Raw genomic sequence first — 25,131 nt, 5'->3', positions numbered from 1 at the left:
ACGACGGCCCCGCGCCGCGACGCCCCGGCGTCGGCCGGGGCCGCACCCCGACGCTCCCGATCCGCCAGGAGAGAACCCGTGACCGACGCCGCGCAGCCGTCCACCCCCCCGACCCTGGACCGGGTGGCCCCGGCCCGCGGGTTCGTCTACTCGGAGCAGGACCGCCGGATGGTGGACACGCTCAAGGCGCTCTCGGCGGACGCCGTGGAGAAGGCCGGGCACGGCCACCCCGGCACCGCGATCTCGCTGGCCCCCGTGGCGTGGCAGCTGTACCAGAACGTCATGCACCTGGACCCCACGGACGACCGCTGGGAGGGCCGGGATCGCTTCATCCTCTCCGCGGGCCACGCCTCGCTCATCCAGTACCTGCAGTTGTTCGCCGCGGGCGCCGGGCTCGAGATCGAGGACATCCAGGGGCTGCGCACCGAGGGATCCAGGACCCCGGGCCACCCGGAGTACGGCCACACCCACGGCGTCGAGGTGACCACGGGTCCGCTGGGCCAGGGCCTGGCGATGGGCGTCGGCTTCGCGTACGAGCAGCGCCGCGTGCGCGGGCTGATGGACCCCGACGCCGCCCCCGGCACCTCCCCGTTCGACCACCACGTGTTCGTGCTCGCCTCCGACGGGGACATCCAGGAGGGCGTCGCCGCCGAGGCCTCCTCGCTGGCCGGGCACCAGGAGCTCGGGAACCTGGTCGTCGTCTACGACGCGAACCGCATCTCGATCGAGGACGACACGGACATCGCGTTCACCGAGGACGTGGTCCGCCGCTACGAGGCCTACGGCTGGCACGTGCAGGAGGTCGACTGGACCAACGGCGCCCAGGGCCACGCCGTGACCGAGTACACGGAGGACGTGGAGGCCCTGTACGACGCCCTCGTCGCGGCCAAGGCCGAGACCGGCCGGCCCTCGCTGATCAAGCTGCGCACCGTGATCGGCTGGCCCTCCCCCACGAAGCAGAACACCGGCGGCATCCACGGCTCCAAGCTCGGCACGGACGAGGTCGCCGGCCTCAAGGAGAGCCTCGGGCTGGACCCGACCAAGACCTTCGACGTCGACCCCGAGCTCCTGGCCCGCGCCCGGTCCATCGCCGAGCGCTCGGCAGAGTACCGCCGCGGCTGGGAGGCGGCGTTCCAGGCCTGGCGCGAGGCGAACCCGGAGAACGCGCGGCTGTACGACCGACTGGCCGGACGAGAGCTGCCCGCTGGCTTCGCGGACGCGTTCCCGTCCTGGGACGCGGACGAGAAGGGCCTGGCCACGCGCGCGGCCTCCGGAGAGGTGCTCACGGCCCTCGCGCCGGTCATGCCCGAGCTCTGGGGCGGCTCGGCCGACCTCGCCGGGTCGAACAACACCACCATGAAGGGCGAGCCCTCCTTCATCCCGGCCCGCCGCTCCACCGCCACGTGGCAGGGCCACGAGTACGGCCGCACCCTGCACTTCGGCGTCCGCGAGTTCGCGGCCGGGGCGATCGTCAACGGCATCACGATCGGCGGCCTGACCCGCGCGTACGTGGGCACGTTCCTGACGTTCTCCGACTACATGCGCCCCGCCGTCCGCCTGGCCGCCCTCATGGGCACCCCGAGCACGTACGTGTGGACGCACGACTCCATCGGCCTCGGCGAGGACGGCCCCACGCACCAGCCGGTGGAGCACCTGGCCGCCCTGCGGGCCATCCCCGGGCTCGACGTCGTCCGCCCGGCCGACGCCAACGAGACCGCGTGGGCGTGGCGGACGGTGCTCGAGCACCGGGACCGCCCGGCCGGGCTCGTCCTGTCCCGGCAGAGCCTGCCCGTGCTCCCCCGGGACACGGACGGCTTCGCCCCCGCCTCGGGCGTGGCCCGCGGCGCCTACGTCCTCATCGACGCCACGGATGCCGACGGCGCGCCGACGCCGGCCCGCGCGCTGCTGATCGCGACCGGCTCCGAGGTCTCCGTGGCCGTGCGGGCCCGCGCGCTGCTGCAGGCCGACGGCGTCCCGACCCGCGTCGTCTCCGCCCCCTGCCTCGAGTGGTTCGCCGAGCAGGACGAGGCCTACCGGGCCGAGGTCCTGCCCGACGGCCCCGACGCCCCGGTCCGCGTCTCCGTCGAGGCCGGCATCGCGATGCCGTGGTTCGAGCACACGGTGACGGCCTCCTCCCCGGGCGCCCGCGTGAGCCTCGAGCACTACGGCGAGTCGGCCGACGGCGCCCGCCTGATGGAGAAGTACGGATTCACTGGCGAGCACGTCGCCGAGGTGACCCGCGGCCTCCTCTGAGGCCCGGCGCCCACGGCGCCCCGAGCACGTCCACCCCGAAGGGAAGGCACCCGCAGACCATGAGCACCCCGCAGAACCCGAACACCGCCGCGCTGGCCCAGGCCGGTGTGTCGATCTGGCTCGACGACCTCTCCCGCACGCGGCTGGACGAGGGCACGCTCGAAGAGCTGATCGCCACCCGCTCGGTCACCGGCGTCACCACGAACCCGTCCATCTTCGCGGTCGCCCTCGCGGACGCGGGCGCCTACCAGGGACAGCTGCGCGACCTCGCCGCGGCCGGCGCCTCGGTGGACGAGGCCGTCGTCGCCCTGACGACCGAGGACGTGCGCCGCGCCGCCGACGTGCTCGCGCCCGTCCACGAGCGCACCGGCGGGGCGGACGGCTTCGTCTCCCTTGAGGTCGATCCGCGCCTGGCCCGCGACGCCGCCGGCACCGTGGCGCAGGCCCGCGAGCTGGCGGCGGCCGTCGACCGTCCCAACCTCATGGTGAAGATCCCCGCGACCGTGGAGGGCCTGTCCGCCATCGCGGACGTGCTCGGCGCGGGCATCAGCGTGAACGTGACCCTGATCTTCTCCCTGCCCCGCTACCGCCGGGTGCTCAACGCCTGGCTCACCGGCCTGGAGAAGGCCCGGGCGAACGGGCACGACGTCCGCCGCCTCCACTCGGTGGCCTCCTTCTTCGTCTCCCGTGTGGACACGGAGGTCGACGCGCGGCTGCGCGCGATCGGCACCCCCGAGGCCGAGGCGCTGACCGGCCGGGCCGCCGTCGCCAACGCGCGCCTGGCCTACCGAGCCTTCGAGCAGGCCCTGGACTCGGAGCGCTGGCGCCTGCTCGAGGCGGCCGGCGCCCCCGTGCAGCGGCCCCTGTGGGCCTCCACCGGCGTCAAGGACCCCGCCCTGCCGGACACGCTGTACGTCACCGAACTCGTGGCACCGCACACCGTGACCACCCTGCCGGAGAAGACCCTCGAGGCGGTCGCCGACCACGGGGTGATTGCGGCGGACACCGTCACGGGCGCCTACGCCGAGGCCGATGCCCTGCTCGACGCGGTCGGCGCGGCAGGCGTGTCCTACCAGGACGTCGTGGACGTGCTGGAGACTGAGGGCCTGGAGAAGTTCGAGGCCGCGTGGGACGAGCTGCTCGGCTCGGTCCGCTCCGGGCTCGACGCCCATCGCTGACCGCACCCGCCCCCCGACCCCGCCGCCCGCTCGCCACGCGCACGGAAGGACCCCCCATGAGCACCCTCGGCCTCACCGCCACCGGAGCCGCCCTCGAGGCGATCGACCGCCATCTGCCCGCCCTCCTCCAGGACCGCGTCGCCTCCCGCCTCGGGGCGCAGGACGCCGACCTGTGGGGGGCGCCGGCCCGCGACGAGGCCGCCAAGCGGCTCGGCTGGATCGACCTGTTCGAGGACTCCCGCGCCCTCGTCCCGCACATCGCCCAGCTGACCCGGGAGCTGCGCGCCGAGGGCGTGGACCGCGTGGTCCTGGCGGGCATGGGCGGCTCGTCCCTGGCCCCCGAGGTGATCGCGGCGACGGCCGGCGTCGAGCTCGAGGTCCTGGACTCCACGGACCCGCTCCAGGTCTCCCGCGCCCTCGAGCGCGACCTCGAGCGAACCGTGCTGGTGGTCTCCTCCAAGTCCGGCTCCACCGTGGAGACCGACTCGCAGCGCCGCGTCGTCGAGGCCGCGTTCCGCGACGCTGGGATCGACCCCCGCACCCGCCTGGTCGCCGTCACGGACCCGGGCTCACCGCTGCACGCCGCGTGCGAGTCCGCCGGCTGGCGCGCCGTCTTCACCGCGGACCCGACCGTGGGCGGGCGTTTCTCGGCCCTCACCGCGTTCGGCCTGGTCCCCACCGGCCTGGCCGGCGTGGACGTCGCGGCCCTGCTGGACGACGCGGAGGCCGTGCTCGACCTGCTGATCGCCGACGACGAGGACAACCCGGGCCTGCAGCTCGGCGCGGCCCTGGGCGGCACCCGCCCGCTGCGCGACAAGCTCGTCTTCGCCGACCACGGGTCCGGCATCGCCGGACTGCCGGCCTGGATCGAGCAGCTGATCGCCGAGTCCACGGGCAAGGACGGCACCGGGCTGCTGCCCGTCGTCGTCGCCCCCGGCGACCCCGAGACCGCGTGGGACGCCCCCGACCTGCTGCAGGTGCAGCTCGTCGGCGAGGACGACGTCGCGGCCCCGGGCCACGGCGTGCAGGTCGCCGGCTCGCTCGGCGCCCAGCTGCTGCTGTGGGAGGTGGCCACCGCGGTGGCCGGCCGCCTGCTCGGGATCAACCCCTTCGACCAGCCGGACGTGGAGGCCGCCAAGGCCGCCGCGCGCACCCTGCTGGACAGCCCCGCCGCCGAGCGGACGGCCGACGGCGAGGTGGAGGGCGTCGAGGTCTCCGGCCCGGCGTCCGTGACCTCTGCCCCGGACCTGGCCGGCGTGCTGCGCGCCACGGCGGCGCTGGTGCCCGAGGACGGCTACCTGGCGGTCCACGCCTACCTCTCCCGTCACGACGACGCCGAGCTCGAGGAGCTGCGTGCGGACCTGGCGGACCTGGTCGGCCGCCCGGTCACGTTCGGCTGGGGTCCGCGGTTCCTGCACTCCACCGGACAGTTCCACAAGGGCGGCCCGGCCGTCGGCGTGTTCCTGCAGATCACCGGCGACGCCGGCCTGGACATCGAGGTGCCCGGCCGCCCGTTCTCCCTGGGCAGGCTCATCGCCGCGCAGGCCGCGGGCGACGCCCGGGTGCTCGGCGATCTCGGCCGCCCCGTGGTCACCCTGCACCTGCGCCGCCGCGACGCGGGCATCGAGGCCCTGAGGAGCGCCGTCCGTGGCCGGTGAGTCCCGGACCGCCCCCCGCAACCCGCTGCGCGACCCCCGTGACCGGCGCCTGACCCGCATCGCGGGCCCGTCGGCGCTCGTGCTGTTCGGCGTGACGGGCGACCTGGCGAAGAAGAAGCTCCTGCCGGCCATGTACGACCTGGCCCAGCGCGGCCTGCTGCCGCCGGCGTTCTCCCTCGTCGGCTTCGGCCGCCGCGACTGGTCCGACGAGGAGTTCGCCGACTATGTGCGCGCCGCCGTGGAGGCCTCCTCCCGGACCACGTTCGACGAGACCGTGTGGGACCAGTTCCGGGGCGGCCTGCGCTTCGTCTCCGGCGCGTTCGACGACGAGGCGGCCTACGTCCGTCTCGACGAGGTGCTCGCCGAGCTCGAGACCTCCCGCGGCACGCGCGGGAACACCGCGTTCTACCTCTCCATCCCGCCGGACTGGTTCGAGGCCGTCTCCCGCCACCTCGCCGACCAGGGCCTGGCCGACCGGTCGCAGCCGGCCGAGGGCCCGTGGCGCCGCGTGGTGATCGAGAAGCCCTTCGGCCACGACCTGGCCAGCGCGCAGGAGCTCAACGCCGTGATCGAGCGCGTCTTCCCCTCGGACGCGGTGTTCCGCATCGACCACTACCTCGGCAAGGAGACGGTGCAGAACATCCTCGCGTTCCGGTTCGCCAACCGGATGTTCGAGCCGCTCTGGAACGCGGAGCACGTGGACCACGTCCAGATCACGATGGCCGAGGACATCGGCATCGGTGGACGGGCGAGCTACTACGACGGCGTGGGCGCGGCGCGCGACGTCATCCAGAACCACCTCCTGCAGCTGCTCGCGTTCACCGCGATGGAGGAGCCGATCTCGTTCGACGCGGACCATCTGCGCGCGGAGAAGGAGAAGGTCCTCGAGGCCGTGACCGTCCCGGACACGCCCGAGGGACTCGCGGCGGCCTCCGCCCGCGGCCAGTACACCTCCGGCTGGCAGGGCGGCGAGCGGGTCACGGGATTCCTCGACGAGGAGGGCTTCAACCCGGCGTCCGTCACGGAGACGTACGCCGCGCTCAAGGTGGGCATCCGCACGCGGCGCTGGCAGGGCGTGCCGTTCTACCTGCGGGCCGGCAAACGCCTCGGCCGGCGGGTGACGGAGATCGCCGTCGTCTTCAAGAAGCCCCCGCACCTGCTGTTCCCCGTCCACGACGGGGACGAGTTCGGGCAGAACATCATCGTCATCCGGGTGCAGCCGGACGAGGGCGTCACCATCCGCTTCGCGTCCAAGGTGCCCGGCACGCAGACCGAGATCCGCGACGTCACGATGGACTTCGGCTACGGCCACGCCTTCACCGAGGACTCCCCCGAGGCGTACGAGCGTCTCATCCTCGACGTGCTCCTCGGGGAGCCGCCGCTGTTCCCGCGCCAGGCCGAGGTGGAGCTGTCCTGGCGGATCGTGGACCCGTTCGAGGAGCACTGGGCGAGCCTGGGCACCCAGCCCGAGCCCTACGCCCCGGGCACGTGGGGACCGCCCTCGGCCGACGCCCTCATGGCCCGCGACGGACGAAGCTGGAGGCGCCCGTGAAGATCCGCATGCACGACACCACCACCTCCCAGGTGGCCAAGCGCATCACGCAGCTGCGCGAGAAGAGCGGGGTCGTGGCCCTCGGCCGCGTCCTCACGCTCGTGATCAGCACGGACGACGCCGGCATCGAGTCCGCCGTCCAGGCCGCCAACGCGGCCTCGCTCGAACACCCGTGCCGCATCGTCGTCCTGGCCCTGGGCGACCCCGCGGCCCCCACCCGCCTGGACGCCGAGATCCGGGTCGGGGGCGACGCCGGCGCCTCCGACGTCGTGGTGCTGTGGTGCGCCGGGGAGAACGCCCACGCCGACGAGTCGCTCGTCTCCGGGCTGCTCCTGCCCGATGCGCCCATCGTCGTGTGGTGGCCCGGGGTGCCACCCGGGGTCCCCTCGGCGACGGCGCTCGGTCGCCTGGCCCACCGCCGGATCACGGACACGGCCTCGGCGTCCGCGGCCGAGCCCGCCCTGTGGGCTCTGCGCGCGGGCCACCATGAGGGGGACACCGACCTGGCCTGGACGCGCCTGACGCTGTGGCGGATCCAGGTGGCCGGGATCTTCGACACGCTCGACGTGGCCACCCTGCGCTCGGTGACGGTGGACGGGGCGCCGGACTCCCCCAGCACCATGCTGCTCGCGGCGTGGCTCACCCTGACCCTGAAGGTGCCCGTGACGATCGCGCACTCGAAGGTCGGCCACGGGATCCGTGCGGTGCGCCTGCGGTGCACGGACGGGGACGTGGTGCTCTCCCGCTCGCAGTCGCAGGTGGCCCGGCTCTATCAGCAGGGCCGGCCGGTGCAGCGCATCTCCCTGCCACGCCGGACGATCCAGGACTGCCTGGCCGAGGAGCTGCGCCGCCTGGACCCGGACGAGGTCTTCGGCGCCGTGCTCCACCAGGGCCTGCCGCGCACGGACCTCTCCCCCGTGCAGGCCTCCGAACGCTGAGGGGCCCCCGGCGCCCCACCGGTCCGGGACGCGCGAACGCCCCGCACGGATCTTCCGTGCGGGGCGTTCGCGTCGGGGCCCGGCGGGGCGGCCTCAGGACTCCATGGTCAGACGCGGCAGGACGCCGAGCAGGGCGATCACGACACCCCAGGCGACCACGGAGCCGACGGTCAGGCGGGTGAGCAGACGCTGGGCGGAGCCCGAGGAGCTCATCGAGCTGGTCACGCCGCCGCCGAACATGTCCGAGACGCCGCCGCCGCGGCCCTTGTGCAGCAGGATGAGCAGCACGATGACCACGCTGAGCACGACCACGAGGATCTGCAGGGCCAGGGTCAGGACGTCCACGGGAGGGCTCCTCGGGTCGAGGTGCGGCCCCGGCGCGCGCCGGGGCCGTCACGGAGAATGCGGTCGGTCGGGCCGGACGGATCAGGCCTGGTCGAACCGGACGATCTTAGCAAACTCGTCCGCGTCGAGGCTGGCGCCGCCCACGAGGGCGCCGTCCACGTCTGGCTGCGCCAGCAGCGCCGGCGCGCTGGAGGACTTCACGGAGCCGCCGTAGAGGATCCGCAGTCCGGCGGCGACGTCGTCGCCGTGCAGTGCGGCCACGCGGGCGCGCAGGGCCGCGCACATCTGCTGCGCGTCCTCGGGGCCGGCGACCTCGCCCGTGCCGATCGCCCACACGGGCTCGTAGGCGACGACGACGCCGGCCACGTCCTGCGCCGACAGGCCCGCGATCGAGCCCTCCAGCTGGGCGAGCGTGTGCTCGACGTGCCGGCCGGCCTGGCGCACCTCCAGGCCCTCGCCCACGCAGATCACCGGGGTGAGGCCGTGGCGCAGGGCCGCGGCGGCCTTGCGCGCGACGAGCGCGTCGTCCTCCCCGTGGAGGGTGCGACGCTCGGAGTGGCCCACGATCGCGTAGCGGCACCCCAGCGCGGCCAGGAACGCGCCGGAGACGTCGCCCGTGTAGGCGCCGGCGTCCTCGGGCGAGAGGTCCTGCGCGCCGTAGGCGAGGTCCAGGCGGTCGCCGGTGACGAGCGTCTGCACGGCCCGCAGGCCCGTGAAGGGCGGGAACACCGCGACCTCCACGGCCTCCTGGTCATGGTCCGCGTCCGTGAGGAGCCACGTGAGGCGCTGCACCAGGGTGACGGCCTCGAGGTGGTCCAGGTTCATCTTCCAGTTGCCCGCGATCAGCGGCACGCGTGTGGTCTGCTCCGCCATGCTCACGCCCGCCCCTCGCCGGCCAGGGCGGTGACGCCCGGGAGCTCCTTGCCCTCGAGGTATTCGAGGGAGGCGCCGCCGCCGGTGGAGATGTGGCCGAACGCGTCGTCGGCGAAGCCGAGCGTGCGCACGGCCGCCGCGGAGTCGCCGCCGCCGACCACCGACAGGCCGCCGGCCGCGGAGGCCTCGGTGAGGGCCCGGGCCACCGCCCGGGTGCCCTCCGCGAAGGCCGGGAACTCGAACACGCCCATGGGGCCGTTCCAGAACACGGTCTGGGCGCCGCGGATCTGCTCCGCGAACGCCCGGGCCGTCTCGGGGCCGATGTCCAAGCCCATGGCGGACGCGCCGTGCGCGCCCGAGGTGAGGGCGTCCACGGCCAGGACCTCGTGCTCGGCGTCGGCCGCGAAGCCGGAGGCCATGACGATGTCCGTGGGGAGCACGATGCGGGCGGCCCCGGCCTCGGAGCGGCGCAGGTACTCGCGGACGGTGTCGAGCTGGTCCTCCTCGAGCAGGGAGGCGCCCACCTCGTGGCCCTGCGCCTTGAGGAACGTGAAGAGCATGCCGCCGCCGATCAGCAGCGTGTCGGCCTTGTCCAGCAGGTTGTCGATCACGGCCAGCTTGTCCGAGACCTTCGACCCGCCCAGCACGACGACGTAAGGCCGCTCCGGGGACTCGGTCAGACGGGTGAGCACCTCGAGCTCGGCGGCGACCAGCGGGCCCTGGTGGGCCGGCAGCTGTGCCGCGACGTCGAACACGGAGGCGTGCTTGCGGTGGACCGCGCCGAAGGCGTCGCCCACGTAGGCGCCGTCTTCGCCGGCCAGCGCCGCCATCTCGCCGGCCAGTGCGGCGCGCTCGGCATCGTCCTTGGAGGTCTCGCGGGCGTCGAAGCGCACGTTCTCCAGCAACAGCACCTGGCCGTCCTGCAGGGCGGCGGCCTTCGCGCGCGCGTCGTCCCCGGTCACGTCCGCGGCCAGGGCGACGTCGGCGCCCAGCAGCTCGGCCATGCGCGCGGCGACCGGACGGAGGGAGTACGCGGGGTCCGGCTCACCCTTGGGGCGGCCCAGGTGGGCCATGACGATCACGCGCGCACCGGCCTCGGCCAGGTCCCGGATCGCGGGCAGCGAGGCCCGGATGCGGCCGTCGTCGGTGACGGTGTCCCCGTCCAGCGGGACGTTCAGGTCGGACCGGATGAGCACGGTGCGGCCGGCGACGCCGGCCTCGAGCAGATCGGTGAGGGTCGGTGCGGGCATGATGCCTCCTGGGGTGCCGGAGCGGGGTCGGTTCACGGTGCAGTCTAGGCGGACGGCCCGGGCCGACGGAGGAACCGTCGGCCCGGGCCGTCGGGCGCCGTGCGGGCTCAGAGCTTCGAGCCGATGAGGTCTGCGAAGTCCATGAGCTGGGAGGTGTAGCCGTACTCGTTGTCGTACCAGCCGATGATCTTCACGGTCTGGCCGATGGACTTGGTCAGCGGGGCGTCGAAGGTGCACGCCGCCGGGGAGGTGATGATGTCCGAGGACACGATCGGGTCCTCCGAGTAGACCAGGCGGCCCTTCAGCGGACCGGACTCCGCGGCCTTCTTGAACGCCGCGTTGATCTCCTCGACCTCCACGTGGCGCGTCAGCTCCACGGTCAGGTCGGTGGCCGAGCCGGTGATGGTAGGCACCCGCATGGCGAAGCCGTCGAGCTTGCCCTTCAGCTCCGGGATGACCTCGCCGATGGCCTTGGCCGCGCCCGTGGAGGTGGGCACCATGTTCTGGGCGGCGGCGCGCGCCCGACGGCGATCCTTCTTGTGCACGTTGTCGTGCAGGTTCTGGTCGCCGGTGTACGCGTGGATCGTGGTCATGATGCCGTCCACGATGCCGAACTCGTCGTTGAGGACCTTCGCCATCGGGGCCAGGCAGTTCGTGGTGCACGAGGCGTTCGAGACGATGTGCATCGTCTCCGCGTCGTAGGTGTGCTCGTTCACACCCATCACGAAGGTGCCGTCGACCTCCTTGGCGGGAGCGGAGATGAGGACCTTCTTGGCCCCGGCGTCGAGGTGGGCCTGCGCCTTGGGGCCGGTCGTGAAGATGCCGGTGCACTCGATGACCAGGTCCACGCCGAGCTCACCCCACGGCAGCTTCGTCGGGTCGGCCTCCTGGAAGAACGCGACGTCGCGGCCGTCGATGCGGAACCCCTTCTCGGTCCGCTCCAGCTCGCCCGGGTAGCGGCCCAGGATGGTGTCGTACTGGGTCAGCCAGAACAGGTCCTCGGGGTCGGCGAGGTCGTTCACCGCGACCAGCTCGAGGTTCTCGTGGCCGCGGTCCCTGAGCACGCGCACGATGTTGCGTCCGATGCGGCCGTAGCCGTTGATGGCGATCTTGGTCATGGTGGTCTCTCTCGTTAGTTCGCGTTGCGTGGTCCCCGTGGCGGTGGGTCCGGGGCGGTACGGTCGAGCGGTCGCGCCCGGTCCGGGCGCGCGGTGGGGACAGGGCCGGAGCGCCGAGCCCCTCCCCGCATCGGGGCGCTGACGTCGTGGGGCCACGACGTCAGCGCCCCGGTGCGCGGTGTGGATCAGGCCGGGAGGATCAGGCCGGAGGCGCCGGCGCGGGCGGCCTCGAAGCGGGCCTGCACGTCGGCCCAGTTCACGATGTTCCAGATCGCCTTGACGTAGTCCGCCTTGACGTTCTGGTAGTCGAGGTAGAAGGCGTGCTCCCACATGTCCAGCTGGAACAGCGGGATGGTGGCGACCGGCACGCCGTTCTGCTGGTCGTAGAACTGCTCGATCACCAGGTTGCCGCCGATGGGCTCGTAGGCCAGCACGGCCCAGCCGGAGCCCTGGATGCCGAGGGCGGCGGCGGTGAAGTGGGCCTGGAACTGGTCGAACGAGCCGAAGTACTCGTCGATGGCGGCGGCCAGCTCGCCGGTCGGCTTGTCGCCGCCCTCCGGCGAGAGGTTCTTCCAGAAGATCGAGTGGTTCGTGTGCCCGCCCAGGTTGAAGGCGAGGTCCTTCGACAGCTGGTTCACGGAGCCGAAGTCGCCGGCCTCACGCGCGGCGGCCAGCTTCTCCAGGGCGGTGTTCGCGCCCTTGACGTACGTGGCGTGGTGCTTGGAGTGGTGCAGCTCCATGATGCGGGCCGAGATGTGCGGCTCCAGCGCGGCGTAGTCGTAGTCCAGCTCCGGAAGGGTGTATTCGGTCATGCTTCCTCCTTGGTCAGGCGAGGCTGCGGGCAGGACGCCCTCGGCCTCCACCTCGGGCAACCTCGCGTCTCGGCGGCGTATTCCGTCCGTCTCCATTGTGATCGGGGGCGGAGCGCCGGGGCCAGATCCCGTCGACGGTGATCCCGCGCTCAGCCTTCGGAGGCCGCGTCCGTCCCGGGGATGCCCCGCTCGGCGGCCCGCTTGTCCGCCATGGCCAGTAGCCGGCGGATGCGCCCGGCGACGGCGTCCTTGGTCATCGGCGGGTCCGCGAGGCGGCCGAGCTCGTCGAGGGAGGCCTGCTTGTGCTCGAGGCGCAGCCGTCCCGCGTAGCGAAGGTGGTCGGGCACCTCGTCCCCGAGGATCTCGAGGGCCCGCTCCACCTTCGCCCCGGCCGTGACAGCGGCCTGGGCGGAACGGCGCAGGTTGGCGTCGTCGAAGTTCGCCAGGCGGTTGGCGGTGGCCCGGACCTCTTTGCGCTCGCGCCGCTCGCGCCAGAGGGTCGCGGTCTGCTCCGCGCCGACGGCGGCGAGCAGCGTGGCGATCGCCTCGCCGTCGCGGACCACGACGCGGTCCGACTGACGCACCTCGCGCGCCTTCGCCGCCACGCGGAGCCGACGCGCGGCCCCCACCAGCGCGAGCGCGGCCTCCGGGCCCGGCGTGGTCACCTCGAGGGCCGCCGAGCGGCCGGGCTCGGTGAGGGAGCCGTGGGCCAGCAGGGCCCCGCGCCACACGGCGGCGGTGGCCGCCGTCGTCCCGCTGACGAGGACCGGCGCGAGGCCACGCACGGGCCGTCCCCGCTGGTCGATGAGCCCGGTCTGCCGGGCGAGGTCCTCTCCCCCGCGCACGACCCGGAGCACGTACCGCTGACCACGGCGCAGGTTGCCGCCGGAGACCACCACGATCTCCGGGGCCAGGCCGTACAGCTCGGTGATGGCGGCGCGCAGGCGGCGCGCACTGGCGCCGTGGTCCAGTTCAACCTCCACGACGACGCGGCCGGCCACGAGGTGCAACCCCCCGGCGAACCGCAGCATCGCCGCGGTCTCCGCCCGCCGCTCCGGGGTCGCGGCGACCGGCACACGGGCCAGCTCCTCCTTGAGGGTCATGGTCAGCGCCATGCTCGTGCTCCTTCTCGGCGAGGTGCGCGCGTCAGTGGGTCATCGCCTCGTCGATCGCGACGGCCAGGCGCAGCGGGTCGTGGACCTGGGGATCCTGGGCACTGCTCACTCTACTGAACGCCACGCGCGCGCCCATCCGGGCCGCCTCGGCCTCCACCGCCGCCCGGTCGGTGACCGCGTCCACGTCGGCGATCACCACGTCCAGCCGGAGGTCCGGCGCATAGGAGCGCAGCACCTTGAGGTGGTCGGCGTGGGTGAGGCCGGTGGTCTCCTGGTCTCCCGTGCGCAGGTTCAGCACCATGAGGCGCCGGGCGGTGGTGGCGGCGAGGGCCGCGCGCACGTCCGGCATCAGCAGGTGCGGCAGCACCGACGTGTACAGCGAGCCGGGTCCGAGCACCACCCAGTCGGCCAGCTCGATCGCCGAGAGCGCCTCCGGGGTGGCGGGGGCGTCGGACGGGCTCAGGCGGACGTCGGTGACGCGCCCCTCGAACGCGGCGACCGCGAGGGCCACCTGGCCCTCCACGCATCGGGTGCGCAGGCGGCCGTCCGGGCCGGCGCTGAGCACGTCCCCGCCGATGGTCAGCGGCACCCGCGAGACCGGCAGGACCTCACCGTGCGCCCGCAGCAGGGCGCCGGCCCAGCGCAGCCCGTCCACCGGGTCGCCCAGCAGCTCCCAGAGGGCGACGATCAGGAGGTTCCCGAGCGCGTGGTTGTCCAGGGTGGCCTGGTCGGCGGGCACCTCGGTGGAGCGGAAGCGGTGCTGCATGACGTGGGCCCAGGTCCGACCCCAGTCGGTGTCGTCGCACAGGGCGGCCAGCGCCATGCGGAGGTCGCCGGGCGGCAGCACCGCCATCTCCCGGCGGATGGTGCCGGAGGAGCCACCGTCGTCCGCCACCGTGACGATGGCCGTGAGGTGCCCGGCCACGTGCCGCAGGGCCGCGAGGGACGCGGAGAGGCCGTGGCCGCCGCCGAGGGCGGTGACGCGGGCCGTGGGGCGGGACATGCCCGCACCCACCCCGCGCCCTTCCGAACCCATCCCGGGCGGCAGGGGCAGTTGGCCGGTGAGCGGGGACGTCATTCGCGCCCCATGTCCCGGTGCTGGACGTGCACCGTGACGTGGGGCACCTGGGCCAGGCGCCGGGCCAGCTCCTCGGCGACGGCCACGGAGCGGTGCTTGCCGCCCGTGCAGCCGATGGCGAGCGTAGCGTAGTGCTTGTTCTCCCGCCGGTAGCCCTCGAACACCGGCCCCAGCATGGCGACGTACGCGCGCAGGAAGTCCTCGACACCGGGGCGGGAGAGCACGTAGTCCGCGACCGCGGCCTCCGTGCCCGTGTGCGGACGCAGCGCCGGCACCCAGTGGGGGTTGGGGATGAAGCGCATGTCCGCCACGAAGTTCGCGTCCGCCGGGACGCCGTACTTGAACCCGAAGCTCATGATGGTCAGGCGCAGCGTGACGGGGCCGGACTCCGAGAACAGCTCGGTGATCTCCGTGGCCAGGCCGTGCACGTTCAGCTCGGTGGTGTCCACCACGACGTCGGCACGCGCCTTGAGCGGCTCGACGACGTCCCGCTCCGCGCGGATGCCGTCCAGCAGCCGGGCGTTGCCCTGCATCGGGTGGGGGCGGCGGCCGGCCTCGAAGCGTTGCAGGAGGACGTGGTCCTCCGCATCGAGGAACACGGTGCGATACTCCACTCCGCTGTTGGCCAGGTGCTGCAGGGCGGCGTACAGCTCCTCGAAGTAGGAGCGCGAGCGCACGTCCACCACGATCGCCAGGCGCGGGAACGCCTCCGGCGAGCGGGCGATGAGCTCGGCCAGCGTGCCGAACAGGGCCGGCGGCATGTTCTCCACCACGTCCCAGCCGTGGTCCTCGAGCGCGTGCGCGGCGGTGGTCCGTCCGGCGCCGGACATCCCGGCGATCACGAGCACCTCGGATGTCGGCGGCTTCTCCGGCTGGAGGGTCTCCTCGATCATGACTCCACTGTATCCGCGGGCGTGTCGGCCGTGAGCGCCGTGTGGACGGCCTCGGCCAGCCGCGGCCCGATGCCGGCGACCTCGGTCAGCCGGTCCACGCCGGCGGCCCGGATCTCGGCGACGGAGCCGAAGTGGTTCAGCAGCGCGGTGCGCTTGGCCGGGCCCAGGCCCGGGATCCCATCCAGGGCGGAGACGGTCATCGCCTTGGACCGCCGGCTGCGGTGGCCCGCGATCGCGAACCGGTGCGACTCGTCACGGATGCGCTGGAGCAGGTACAGGCCCTCCGAGGTGCGCGGCAGGACCACCGGGAACTCGTCGCCCGGCAGCCACACCTCCTCGAGCCGCTTGGCCAGCCCGACCACGGGCAGGTCGTCCAGGCCCAGCTCCTCGAGGACCGCCGCGGCCGCGGCCACCTGGGGCGGGCCGCCGTCGACCACCACGAGCGAGGGCGGGTACGCGAAGCGGCGCCCCGCCTCCTGATCGTCCCCCTCGACCTGACCGGAGAGCGGGGCGCCCTCCGCGCGCTCCTTGGCCAGGCGGGCGAAACGACGCCGCAGGACGTCGCGCAGGGACGCCGTGTCGTCCCGGGCGGCCTCCCCCGTGACGTTGAAGCGGCGGTAGTCCTTCTTCTTCGGCAGCCCGTCCTCCATGACGACCATCGAGCCGACCACGTTGGTGCCCTGGGAGTGGGAGATGTCGTAGCACTCGATGCGCAACAGGGGCTCGGTGACCTCCAGGGCCTCCTGCAGCTCCCGCAGGGCGGCGGAGCGGGTGGTGAGGTCCCCGGACCGCCGCGACTTGTGCAGCTTGAGGGCCATCTCCGCGTTCTCCCGGACGGTCTCCATGAGGTCCGCCTTCGAGCCCCGCCGGGGCACGCGCACGGCGACCCGGGACCCGCGCAGGCCCGAGAGCCACTCGGTGAGCTGCGCGGCGTCGTCGGGCTCGACCGGGACGAGGATCTCGTGCGGGATGCGCTCCGGCCCCTCGAGGTCGCCGTAGACCTGCTGGAGCAGGTGCGCGACCATCTCCGGCTCGGCGACGTCCTCCACGCGCTCCATGACCCAGCCGCGCTGGCCGCGGATGCGACCCTGCCGGACGTGGAACACCTGCACCGCGACCTCCAGCTCGTCCGCGTGCAGGGCGAAGATGTCCGCCTCCGTGTTCTCCGGCAGCACCACGGCGTTGCGCTCGAACACGCGGCGCAGCGCGGCGATGTCGTCCCGCAGCCGGGCCGCGTCCTCGTAGCGCAGCTCCTCGACGGCGCGGGCCATGGCCTTCTCCAGCTCGCGGATGAACCGGTTCGCATCCCCGGCCATGAAGTCGCAGAAGTCCTGGGCCAGCGCGCGATGGTCCGCCGGGCTGATCCGGCCCACGCAGGGCGCCGAGCACTTGCCGATGTAGCCGAGCAGGCACGGCCGGTCCTGGGCGCGGGCCCGCTTGAACACGCCGGCCGAGCACGTGCGGACCGGGAAGACGCGCAGCATCAGGTCCACGGTCTCCCGGATCGCCTTGGCCGGGTGGAACGGGCCGAAGTACTTCACGCCGGGCTTCCGGTCGCCGCGCATCACCTGGACGCGCGGGAACTGCTCGTTCATGGTCACGGCCAGGTAGGGGTACGACTTGTCGTCCCGGTACATGATGTTGAACCGGGGGCGATACTCCTTGATCCACGTGTACTCGAGCTGGAGCGCCTCCAGCTCGGAGCCGACGACGGTCCACTCGACCGCGGCCGCCGTGAACACCATGGCCCGGGTCTTGGTGGCCAGCCGGGCGGGGTCCTGGAAATAGGAGCTCAGGCGGGCGCGCAGGTTCTTCGCCTTGCCGACGTAGACGACGCGTCCGTCCGCGTCGCGGAAGCGGTAGACGCCGGGCGACGTGGAGATCTCGCCCGGAGCCGGGCGGTAGGAGGCCGGATCAGCCACGGGCACCCGGGGCGGCGTTGTAGGCGTCCACGCGCTCCTGCCCCGAGAGCGCGCCGATGGCGTCCATGATCGCCGCCGTCGCGTCGCGGCGCTGCGGCAGGGTGTGTCGACGCCCGGGGTGGCCGAAGTCCAGGGGCGCGCCCACGCGCACGGAGAACCGGTGGGGACGGAAGCCGTTCGTGTCCGGCGGCTGGAGGTGCTGCGTGCCGACGAGGCCCACGGGCACCACGGGTGCGCCGGTGGCTAGGGTCAGCCAGGCCGCACCGGTGCGGCCGCGGTAGAGGCGGCCGTCGCGGCTGCGGGTGCCCTCCGGGTAGATGCCGACGCCCTGGCCGGACTCGAGCAGGCCCACGAGGGACTCGAGCGCGGCCACGGAGGCGGCCTGCTCGCCCCGGCGGACGGGGACGGAGCCCACGGACTCGAAGAACCGCCGCCGGACGCGGCCCCGCAGGCCCGTGCCCGTGAAGTACTCCTCCTTGGCGAAGAAGTGGACCGGGCGGGGGGCGAGGGCCTGGAGGATCACCGAGTCGACGAAGGACAGGTGGTTGGAGGCCATGACGAAGGGGCCCCGCGCAGGGACGTGCTCCATGCCGACGACCTCGGGGCGGCAGGTGAGCCGCAGGAGCGCGGCGGCGCTCCTGCGCACGGGCTCCGACGTCGCCATGGCTCTCCTTCGTCCGCGTCCTGCGTGGGCGGGGTCCATGCTACGCGAGCAGTTCCGCGAGGAACCGGCCCGTGTGGCTCTCGGCGGCGCGCGCGACCTCCTCCGGCGTGCCCGTGGCCACGATCGTGCCGCCGCCGGAGCCGCCCTCGGGGCCGAGGTCGATCACGTGGTCGGCACTCTTGATCACGTCGAGGTTGTGCTCGATGGTGAGCACCGTGTTGCCCTTGTCCACGAGGGACTGGAGCACGTGCAGGAGCTTGCGGATGTCGTCGAAGTGCAGCCCCGTGGTCGGCTCGTCCAGCACGTAGATGGTGCGGCCGTTGGAGCGCTTCTGGAGCTCGGCCGCCAGCTTCACGCGCTGGGCCTCGCCGCCCGAGAGCGTGGTGGCGGGCTGGCCCAGGCGGACGTAGCCCAGACCGACGTCGACGAGCGTGTCCAGGTACCGCGAGATGCGGGTGTACGCGCTGAAGAAGTCCGCGGCCTCCTCGATCGGCATGTCGAGGACCTCGGCGATGTTCTTGCCCTTGTAGGTGACCTCGAGCGTCTCCCGGTTGTACCGGGCCCCGTGGCACACCTCGCACGGCACGTAGACGTCCGGCAGGAAGTTCATCTCGATCTTCAGCGTGCCGTCGCCCGCGCACGCCTCGCAGCGCCCGCCCTTGATGTTGAAGGAGAACCGGCCCTGCTGGTAGCCCCGGACCTTCGCCTCGGGGGTCTCCGCGAAGAGCTTGCGGATCGCGTCGAACACGCCCGTGTAGGTGGCGGGGTTGGAGCGTGGCGTGCGCCCGATGGGGCTCTGGTCCACGTGGACCACCTTGTCCAGGTGCTCGAGTCCCTCCACGGACCGGTGCCGGCCGGGCACGAGCTTGGCGCCGTTGAGCCGGTTGGCCAGGACCTTGTAGAGGATCTCGTTGATCAGCGTGGACTTGCCAGAGCCGGACACGCCCGTCACGGCCGTGAGGACCCCGAGCGGGACCTCCACCGAGACGTCCTTCAGGTTGTTCTCCTGGGCGCCGCGGACCGTCAGCACGCGCCCCTTCTCCGGGACGCGACGCCGCTCCGGCACCGCGATGGAGCGGCGGCCGGAGAGGTAGTCGCCGGTGACGGACCGCGTGTTCGCCTTGAGATCCGCCAGGGAGCCCGAGTGCACGACCTCGCCGCCGTGCTCGCCCGCGCGAGGGCCGATGTCCACGATCCAGTCCGCCTCGGCGATCGTGTCCTCGTCGTGCTCGACGACGATGAGGGTGTTGCCGAGGTCCCGCAAGCGCAGGAGGGTCTCGATGAGGCGGCGGTTGTCCCGCTGGTGCAGGCCGATGGACGGCTCGTCGAGGACGTAGAGGACGCCGACCAGCCCGGAGCCGATCTGTGTGGCCAGGCGGATGCGCTGGGCCTCGCCGCCGGAGAGGGTGCCGGCCGGCCGCTCGAGGTTGAGGTACTCGAGGCCGACGTCCAGCAGGAACGCCAGCCGGGCCAGGATCTCCTTGAGCACCTGGTCCGCGATCTGCCGCTCCCGGTCCGTCAGCCGCAGCCCCGAGAAGAACTCCATGGCCTCGCGCATGGGCAGGCGGGTGGCGTCCGCGATGGACAGGCCGCCCACGAGCACGTTCAGGACCGTGGGGTTGAGGCGGGCCCCGTGGCACGCCGGGCACGGGATCTCCCGCATGAACGACTCGTAGCGCTCGCGGGCGCCGTCCGACTCGGTCTCCCCGTGCTTGCGCATCACGTAGGGGATGACGCCCTCGAAGCCCGTGGTGTAGCGGCGCTCGCGGCCGAACCGGTTGCGGAACGTCACCTCCACCTTGAAGTCCTTGCCGTTCAGGACGGCGTCGCGCTCCGCCTCCGTCAGGTCCTTCCACGGGGTGTCCAGGGAGAAGCCCATCTCCTTGCCCAGCCCGCCGAGCACGCGCAGCCAGTAGTCCGAGGTGGACTTGCCCAGCGACCACGGCACGACGGCGCCCTCGCGCAGGGACAGCTCGTCGTTGGCGACGACGAGGTCCGGGTCCACCTGCAGGCGGGAGCCGATGCCGGTGCACTCGGGGCACGCGCCGAACGGGTTGTTGAAGGAGAACGAGCGCGGCTCGATCTCGTCCACGGTCTGCTCGTGCCCGTTGGGGCAGGAGAGCTTCTCGGAGAACGAGCGGTACCGGGGGTTGCCCTCGGCGTCCCGCCCGCCGAACTCCGCGGTGTTCTTCCTGCCCTTCTCGGCGACCGGCTCCACGTCCACGAACTCGGCGACGACGAGGCCGTCCGCCAGCTTCAGGGCGGTCTCCACCGAGTCGGTGAGGCGCTGGCGGATGCCCTCCTTCATGGCCAGGCGGTCCACGACGACGGCGATGGTGTGCTTGACCTGCTTCTTCAGCACGGGCGGGTCCGAGAGCTGGACGGTCTCCCCGTCCACGACGGCGCGGGCGAAGCCCTGCGTGGACAGGTCCTGGAACAGGTCCACGAACTCGCCCTTGCGGCCGCGGACCACGGGCGCGAGCACCTGGAAGCGGGTGCGCTCGGGCAGCTCCTCGAGCTGGTCCACGATCTGCTGCGGGGTCTGCCGGCTCACCGGCTCGCCGCACTGCGGGCAGTGCGGCACCCCGACGCGCGCCCAGAGCAGGCGCATGTAGTCGTAGATCTCGGTGATGGTCCCCACCGTGGAGCGCGGGTTGCGGTTGGTGGACTTCTGGTCGATGGACACGGCCGGGGACAGGCCCTCGATGAAGTCCACGTCCGGCTTGTCCACCCGGCCCAGGAACATGCGGGCGTAGGAGGAGAGCGACTCGACGTAGCGTCGCTGGCCCTCGGCGAAGATCGTGTCGAAGGCCAGGGAGGACTTGCCCGAGCCGGACAGGCCCGTGAACACGACCATGGCGTCCCGCGGGAAGCTGACGTCCACGTCCTTCAGGTTGTGCTCGCGGGCGCCCTGGACGACGATGCGGTCCCGCTCGCCCGAGCGCGCGCCGCCGGGGCCGGAGGCGAGGCCGCCGGGGTGGGCCTCGACGGCGGAGGAGACGGTGGTGGAGGAGTTCTTGGGCACGCGGCCAGCATAGGGGCGGGTACGGACACGACACCGGGGTCTCGCCTGTGGGCGAACCCACCGCGGGCCGGGCCCGCCCTGGCGCCTCACCGCCCCGTCCGTACACTGTTGCGCATGCCCGAGACCGCCCGGAACCGCCTCCTGCACGATCTGCCCGCCGTCACGGTGCGCACCTGCTCCGTGTCGGAGATGGACAACAACGTGTACCTGCTCACCTCCAAGACCACGGGGGCGCAGGTGCTGATCGACGCCGCCGCCGAGGCCGAGGCCATCCGCGACCTCATCGCCTCGGCCGCGGACGACACCCCGTGCGAGCCGCGCCTCGAGATGATCGTCACCACGCATCGACACTGGGACCACGTGCGCGCGTTGCCGGCGCTGGCCTCCCTGACCGGGGCCCGCACGGCGGCCGGCGAGGACGACGCCGACGCGATCGCCGAGGCCACGGGGGTCGCCCCCGACGTGCGCCTGCGCCACGGGGACACCGTGGGGGCGGACGGGCTCCGGCTCGAGGTGGTGGCCCTGCGCGGCCACACGCCCGGGTCCATCGCGCTGGTGTGCCGCCCCGAGGCGGACGAGCCGGCCGTGCTCTTCACCGGCGACTCCCTCTTCCCGGGCGGGGTGGGCAACACCGAGGGCGACGACGGCCGGTTCCGTCAGCTGTTCACGGACGTGAGCGATCGGATCTTCGACGCGTTCGACGACGACGTGGTGGTCCACCCCGGCCACGGCGCCTCCACGACCCTGGGCGCCGAGCGCCCCCACCTGCCGGAGTGGGCCGAGCGCGGCTGGTGACGGTGCGCCCGGGCGGTCCCGGGCCCAGCGTCAGGCCGGCTTCTGCCCCGCCATGAACAGGCGCCGGGCCGGGAAGATCGTGACCGGGCCGCCGTCGTCGGCCGTGACACCGGGCACCGGCGGGTACGCCTCGCTCATGGCGGCGCGGTACCGGTCCACGAACGCCTCGAGCAGCCCGGCGCCCTCGGCGGCGCCCTCCTCGGCGTCCCAGCGGGCCAGGGCCTGCAGGCTCGGTCGCAGGGCCGCGCCGGAGGTCCACCGGAACACCGGGTCCTCGCCCGTCAGCACCTGCTGGTACTCCGTCTCCCAGACGACCGGGGACCACCCCGCCTCGAGGAATAGCCGCGTGTACTCCTCGGGCGGCGCCACGGTGCGGGTCGTCGCCACCCCGTGCAGCGGCTCGGAGAAGGCCGGGTCCTCCGCCAGCGCCACGATCGCCGCGTGGGAGGGCTGCTCGTAGGGCCGCGGGATCTGCGCCGCGAACCACGCCCCCGGCGTGAGGTCCCCGAGCCAGCGCCGGATCAGGCGACGGTGCGTCGGGATCCACTGGAGCATCGCGTTGGACACCACGACGTCCGTCGCCCCCGACGGGCGCCACTGCGAGGCGTCGACCGCCTCGAAGCGCAGGTTGGCGGGGGCGCCCGTGCGGGCCGCCTGCTCCCGGGCCCGCTCCAGCATGGCGGGCGAGTCGTCCAGACCGATCACCTCGGCGTCCGGCCAGCGCTCGGCCAGCGTCCGGGTCAGGGTCCCCGGGCCGCAGCCCAGGTCCACCACGACGCGCGGGGCCTCGGCGCGCACGCGCCCCACCAGGTCGTGGAAGGGGCGGGCGCGGTGTTCGGCGAAGCCCTCGTACTGCGCGGGATCCCAGGTGAACCCCCCGCCCTGTCGGCCGGTCACGTCCCCCACGACGGCGTCGGTGTCCGGGTGCGGGCTCTCGGGCGCGATCTGACTCATGGCGGCACCGTATCGCGCGGAGCGGCCGATACCCTGGGGGCGATGACTTCTGCCGCCACGAACCCGCCCTCGCTGACCGACCGCATCGACGCGCTCCCGCCGGCCCCGGACGCCGACGACGTCTTCGGGGCCTTCGCGGCCTGGACCGAGGACCGCGGGATCTCGCTCTACCCCGCCCAGGAGGAGGCCGCCCTCGAGCTGGTCCAGGGCCGGCACGTGATCCTGGCGACGCCCACCGGCTCCGGCAAGTCCCTGGTGGCGCTGGCCGCGCACGCCGACGCGCTCGCCCACGACGCCGTCTCCTACTACACGGCGCCGATCAAGGCGCTCGTCTCGGAGAAGTTCTTCGCGCTGGTGGACGTGTTCGGCGCGGAGAACGTGGGCATGGTCACGGGTGACTCCACCGTCAACGGTGACGCGCCGATCATCTGCTGCACGGCCGAGATCCTCGCCAACCGCGCGCTGCGCGAGGGCTCGGGCATGGAGATCGGCACCGTGGTGATGGACGAGTTCCACTACTACGCGGACCCCTCCCGCGGCTGGGCCTGGCAGGTGCCCCTCCTCGAGCTGCCGCAGGCCCGGTTCCTGCTGATGTCGGCCACCCTCGGCGACACGACCCGCCTCGAGGCGGACCTGACCGAGCGCACCGGGCGCGAGGTCGCCGTCGTCGCCCACGCGCAGCGCCCCATCCCGCTGACGTTCGAGTGGTCCGAGGTGCCGCTGCAGGAGAAGGTCGAGGAGCTCGTGGGCACCCACCAGGCACCGGTGTACATCGTGCACTTCTCGCAGCTGGACGCCGTGGAGACGGCCCAGGGTCTGTCCTCGATCTCGGTGACGTCCAGGGAGGAGAAGGAGGCGATCGCCGCGCGGATCGCCGGCTTCCGCTTCTCCGCGGGCTTCGGGCACACCCTGAACCGCCTCGTCCGGGCGGGCATCGGCGTGCACCACGCGGGCATGCTGCCCAAGTACCGCCGCCTCGTGGAGAAGCTGGCCCAGGACGGGCTGCTCAAGGTCATCTGCGGCACGGACACGCTGGGCGTCGGGATCAACGTGCCGATCCGCACCGTGCTGCTCACCGCGCTCTCCAAGTTCGACGGCGAGAAGACCCGCCTGCTCCAGGCCCGCGAGTTCCACCAGATCGCCGGCCGGGCGGGCCGGGCCGGCTTCGACACCTCCGGCACCGTGGTGGTCCAGGCCCCCGAGCACGTGATCGAGAACAAGGCGGCCGAGCGCAAGGCCGCGGCGAAGTTCGCGAACGTCAAGGACGAGGCCGAGCGGGCCAAGCGCATGAAGCAGTCCGTGAAGTCCGGCAAGCGCAAGACCCCGCCGGCCGGCTTCGTCTCGTGGGGGCCGGCGACGTTCGAGCGCCTCGTCTCCGCCGAGCCGGAGCCGCTGGTCTCCCGCATGCGGATCACGCACTCCATGCTGCTGAACATCCTCGACCGGCCCGGCGACCCGGTCATCGCGGTCCGGCGCCTGCTGCGCGGCACCCACGAGACCCCGGCCCGCCAGGCGGTGCTCATGCGCCGCGCGCTCGGGATCTTCCGGGAGCTGCTGGCCACGGGCGTCGTCGAGCGTCTGCCCGAGCCGGACGCCGAGGGCCGCACCGTGGACCTCACGGTGGACCTGCAGCCGGACTTCGCGCTCAACCAGCCGCTCTCCCCCTTCGCCCTCGCCGCGCTCGACCTGCTGGACCCGGCCGATCCCGACCACGCGCTCGACGTCGTCTCCGTGATCGAGGCGACCCTCGACCCGCCGCGCCAGGTGCTCTCCGCCCAGGTCAAGCACGCCAAGGGCGAGGCCGTGGCCGCCATGAAGGCCGAGGGCATGGACTACAACGACCGCATGCGGGCCCTCGACGAGATCACCCACCCGCGGCCGCTGGCCGAGCTCCTCGAGCAGCAGTTCGAGCTCTACCGGCAGGACGCCCCGTGGCTCGCGGAGTTCGAGCTGACCCCCAAGTCCGTGGTGCGCGACATGTTCGAGCGGGCCATGGGCTTCGGCGACTACGTGCGGTTCTACGGGATCGCCCGGTCCGAGGGCGTGCTGCTGCGCTACCTCACGGACGCGGTCAAGGCACTGCGCCACACCGTCCCCGAGGCGGCCCGCACCGAGGAGCTCCAGGTGCTGCTGGACTGGCTCGACGAGATGGTGAAGCAGACCGACTCGTCCCTCCTGGAGGAGTGGGAGGACCTGGTGGCCGGGGACATCGACGAGCTGCGCCGGGACATGGAGGCGCTCGAGCCGCCGGCCCCGCCTCGCCTGACGGACAACGAGCCCGTGTTCCGGGTGATGGTCCGCAACGCGATGTTCCAGCGGGTGCGCCTGTTCGGCGACGAGCGGGACGAGGCGCTCGCGCGCCTGTCCGGCGAGCTGTCCGCCGACGACTGGGCCGACGCCCTCGACGCCTACTTCGACGACCACGAGGACATCGACGACGGCCCCGCCGCGCGCGGCCCCGAGCTGTTCCGCGTGGCCGCGGCCCCCGACGTCGCCGCCCCGCTGGAGCTGGCCGGCCCGCGCTGGTGGGCGGTGCGGCAGGTCCTGAAGGACCCGGACGGGGACCTGGACCACGGGATCAACGCCGTGGTCGACCTGGACGCCTCCGACGAGGCGGGCCATCCCGTGATCCGGGTGGTCTCCGTGGGCGCGCCCGAGTCCGGGTGGGGCCTGTGAGCGCCGGGGACGCTCGGGCGGCAGGACGGCCC

General features: G+C 73.2%; 19 protein-coding genes. 7 read left to right on the top strand and 12 right to left on the bottom strand.

What is annotated here, in order from left to right; genetic code table 11:
- The first annotated feature begins 78 nt into the window (after positions 1 to 78).
- Genes tkt through AC0VX2_RS05570 form a run of 5 tightly spaced genes read left to right on the top strand, consistent with a single transcriptional unit; the run spans position 79 to position 7,579 of the window.
- Positions 79 to 2,253 (top strand): transketolase, encoded by a 2,175-nt coding sequence (tkt, locus tag AC0VX2_RS05590; protein WP_144859885.1) that lies wholly within the window; start codon positions 79 to 81, stop codon positions 2,251 to 2,253.
- A 59-nt stretch (positions 2,254 to 2,312) separates the two neighbouring features.
- Positions 2,313 to 3,431, top strand: a complete 1,119-nt coding sequence (gene tal, locus AC0VX2_RS05585) for a transaldolase (protein ID WP_063189246.1) — start codon at positions 2,313 to 2,315, stop codon at positions 3,429 to 3,431.
- A gap of 56 nt (positions 3,432 to 3,487) precedes the next feature.
- On the top strand, positions 3,488 to 5,089 hold the full coding sequence (locus tag AC0VX2_RS05580) for a glucose-6-phosphate isomerase (RefSeq protein WP_144859891.1): 1,602 nt from the start codon (positions 3,488 to 3,490) through the stop codon (positions 5,087 to 5,089).
- Positions 5,079 to 6,641 (top strand): glucose-6-phosphate dehydrogenase, encoded by a 1,563-nt coding sequence (gene zwf, locus AC0VX2_RS05575; RefSeq protein WP_115164967.1) that lies wholly within the window; start codon positions 5,079 to 5,081, stop codon positions 6,639 to 6,641. Before AC0VX2_RS05580 ends, zwf begins: the two co-directional genes overlap by 11 nt.
- Positions 6,638 to 7,579 (top strand): glucose-6-phosphate dehydrogenase assembly protein OpcA, encoded by a 942-nt coding sequence (locus tag AC0VX2_RS05570; RefSeq protein WP_036315284.1) that lies wholly within the window; start codon positions 6,638 to 6,640, stop codon positions 7,577 to 7,579. The genes zwf and AC0VX2_RS05570 overlap by 4 nt, the downstream gene beginning before the upstream one ends.
- 93 nt (positions 7,580 to 7,672) lie before the next feature.
- Here the strand turns inward: AC0VX2_RS05570 and secG are convergent, their stop codons facing one another.
- The 11 genes from secG to uvrA form a co-directional block, all read right to left on the bottom strand.
- On the bottom strand, positions 7,673 to 7,924 hold the full coding sequence (secG, locus tag AC0VX2_RS05565; RefSeq protein WP_036315286.1) for a preprotein translocase subunit SecG: 252 nt from the start codon (positions 7,922 to 7,924) through the stop codon (positions 7,673 to 7,675).
- Positions 7,925 to 8,005: 81 nt separating this feature from the next.
- A complete protein-coding gene (gene tpiA, locus AC0VX2_RS05560; RefSeq protein ID WP_036315288.1) occupies positions 8,006 to 8,797 on the bottom strand; it encodes a triose-phosphate isomerase in 792 nt (263 codons plus the stop codon).
- 2 nt (positions 8,798 to 8,799) lie between these two features.
- Positions 8,800 to 10,047 carry a phosphoglycerate kinase gene (locus tag AC0VX2_RS05555; protein ID WP_144820066.1) on the bottom strand — a complete coding sequence of 416 codons (1,248 nt, stop codon included), beginning with the start codon at positions 10,045 to 10,047 and terminating at the stop codon, positions 8,800 to 8,802.
- Positions 10,048 to 10,154: 107 nt separating this feature from the next.
- Positions 10,155 to 11,165 (bottom strand): type I glyceraldehyde-3-phosphate dehydrogenase, encoded by a 1,011-nt coding sequence (gap, locus tag AC0VX2_RS05550; RefSeq protein WP_144820065.1) that lies wholly within the window; start codon positions 11,163 to 11,165, stop codon positions 10,155 to 10,157.
- 185 nt (positions 11,166 to 11,350) lie between these two features.
- Positions 11,351 to 11,977, bottom strand: a complete 627-nt coding sequence (locus AC0VX2_RS05545; RefSeq protein ID WP_036315296.1) for a superoxide dismutase — start codon at positions 11,975 to 11,977, stop codon at positions 11,351 to 11,353.
- A gap of 149 nt (positions 11,978 to 12,126) precedes the next feature.
- Complete coding sequence (gene whiA / locus AC0VX2_RS05540; RefSeq protein ID WP_036315298.1) at positions 12,127 to 13,092, bottom strand: DNA-binding protein WhiA; 966 nt, start codon at positions 13,090 to 13,092, stop codon at positions 12,127 to 12,129.
- A 31-nt stretch (positions 13,093 to 13,123) separates the two neighbouring features.
- A complete protein-coding gene (locus AC0VX2_RS05535; protein ID WP_036315301.1) occupies positions 13,124 to 14,170 on the bottom strand; it encodes a gluconeogenesis factor YvcK family protein in 1,047 nt (348 codons plus the stop codon).
- Positions 14,167 to 15,063: an RNase adapter RapZ gene (gene rapZ / locus AC0VX2_RS05530; protein WP_070709578.1), complete on the bottom strand. Its 897-nt coding sequence runs from the start codon at positions 15,061 to 15,063 to the stop codon at positions 14,167 to 14,169. The genes AC0VX2_RS05535 and rapZ overlap by 4 nt, the downstream gene beginning before the upstream one ends.
- Positions 15,060 to 16,985, bottom strand: coding sequence for an excinuclease ABC subunit UvrC (gene uvrC / locus AC0VX2_RS05525; protein ID WP_186303262.1), 1,926 nt, complete (start codon positions 16,983 to 16,985; stop codon positions 15,060 to 15,062). Before uvrC ends, rapZ begins: the two co-directional genes overlap by 4 nt.
- Positions 16,978 to 17,649, bottom strand: coding sequence for a lysophospholipid acyltransferase family protein (locus AC0VX2_RS05520; protein WP_144820063.1), 672 nt, complete (start codon positions 17,647 to 17,649; stop codon positions 16,978 to 16,980). The genes uvrC and AC0VX2_RS05520 overlap by 8 nt, the downstream gene beginning before the upstream one ends.
- 40 nt (positions 17,650 to 17,689) lie before the next feature.
- Positions 17,690 to 20,674: an excinuclease ABC subunit UvrA gene (gene uvrA / locus AC0VX2_RS05515; RefSeq protein ID WP_144820062.1), complete on the bottom strand. Its 2,985-nt coding sequence runs from the start codon at positions 20,672 to 20,674 to the stop codon at positions 17,690 to 17,692.
- 114 nt (positions 20,675 to 20,788) lie between these two features.
- Here uvrA and AC0VX2_RS05510 point away from each other — a divergent pair, with 114 nt between their 5' ends.
- Complete coding sequence (locus AC0VX2_RS05510) at positions 20,789 to 21,469, top strand: MBL fold metallo-hydrolase (protein WP_036315309.1); 681 nt, start codon at positions 20,789 to 20,791, stop codon at positions 21,467 to 21,469.
- 30 nt (positions 21,470 to 21,499) lie between these two features.
- Here the strand turns inward: AC0VX2_RS05510 and AC0VX2_RS05505 are convergent, their stop codons facing one another.
- Positions 21,500 to 22,423, bottom strand: a complete 924-nt coding sequence (locus AC0VX2_RS05505) for a methyltransferase domain-containing protein (RefSeq protein ID WP_036315311.1) — start codon at positions 22,421 to 22,423, stop codon at positions 21,500 to 21,502.
- Positions 22,424 to 22,465: 42 nt separating this feature from the next.
- Here AC0VX2_RS05505 and AC0VX2_RS05500 point away from each other — a divergent pair, with 42 nt between their 5' ends.
- Positions 22,466 to 25,099 (top strand): DEAD/DEAH box helicase, encoded by a 2,634-nt coding sequence (locus tag AC0VX2_RS05500; protein ID WP_036315313.1) that lies wholly within the window; start codon positions 22,466 to 22,468, stop codon positions 25,097 to 25,099.
- Positions 25,100 to 25,131: the final 32 nt, after the last annotated feature.

It is taken from the genome of Micrococcus sp. iso_239 (assembly GCF_056173395.1).
Note: the sequence above shows the minus strand (reverse complement) of the source record. Positions and strands in the feature narration are given on the sequence as shown.

Excerpts from the sequence above, each read along its gene's own strand:
- tal (WP_063189246.1), top strand. The coding sequence starts at position 2,313 with ATGAGCACCCCGCAGAACCCGAACACCGCCGCGCTGGCCCAGGCCGGT.
- AC0VX2_RS05580 (WP_144859891.1), top strand. The coding sequence starts at position 3,488 with ATGAGCACCCTCGGCCTCACCGCCACCGGAGCCGCCCTCGAGGCGATC.
- tpiA (WP_036315288.1), bottom strand. The coding sequence starts at position 8,797 with ATGGCGGAGCAGACCACACGCGTGCCGCTGATCGCGGGCAACTGGAAG.
- AC0VX2_RS05555 (WP_144820066.1), bottom strand. The coding sequence starts at position 10,047 with ATGCCCGCACCGACCCTCACCGATCTGCTCGAGGCCGGCGTCGCCGGC.
- gap (WP_144820065.1), bottom strand. The coding sequence starts at position 11,165 with ATGACCAAGATCGCCATCAACGGCTACGGCCGCATCGGACGCAACATC.
- AC0VX2_RS05545 (WP_036315296.1), bottom strand. The coding sequence starts at position 11,977 with ATGACCGAATACACCCTTCCGGAGCTGGACTACGACTACGCCGCGCTG.
- whiA (WP_036315298.1), bottom strand. The coding sequence starts at position 13,092 with ATGGCGCTGACCATGACCCTCAAGGAGGAGCTGGCCCGTGTGCCGGTC.
- AC0VX2_RS05535 (WP_036315301.1), bottom strand. The coding sequence starts at position 14,170 with ATGACGTCCCCGCTCACCGGCCAACTGCCCCTGCCGCCCGGGATGGGT.
- rapZ (WP_070709578.1), bottom strand. The coding sequence starts at position 15,063 with ATGATCGAGGAGACCCTCCAGCCGGAGAAGCCGCCGACATCCGAGGTG.
- AC0VX2_RS05520 (WP_144820063.1), bottom strand. The coding sequence starts at position 17,649 with ATGGCGACGTCGGAGCCCGTGCGCAGGAGCGCCGCCGCGCTCCTGCGG.
- AC0VX2_RS05510 (WP_036315309.1), top strand. The coding sequence starts at position 20,789 with ATGCCCGAGACCGCCCGGAACCGCCTCCTGCACGATCTGCCCGCCGTC.
- AC0VX2_RS05505 (WP_036315311.1), bottom strand. The coding sequence starts at position 22,423 with ATGAGTCAGATCGCGCCCGAGAGCCCGCACCCGGACACCGACGCCGTC.
- AC0VX2_RS05500 (WP_036315313.1), top strand. The coding sequence starts at position 22,466 with ATGACTTCTGCCGCCACGAACCCGCCCTCGCTGACCGACCGCATCGAC.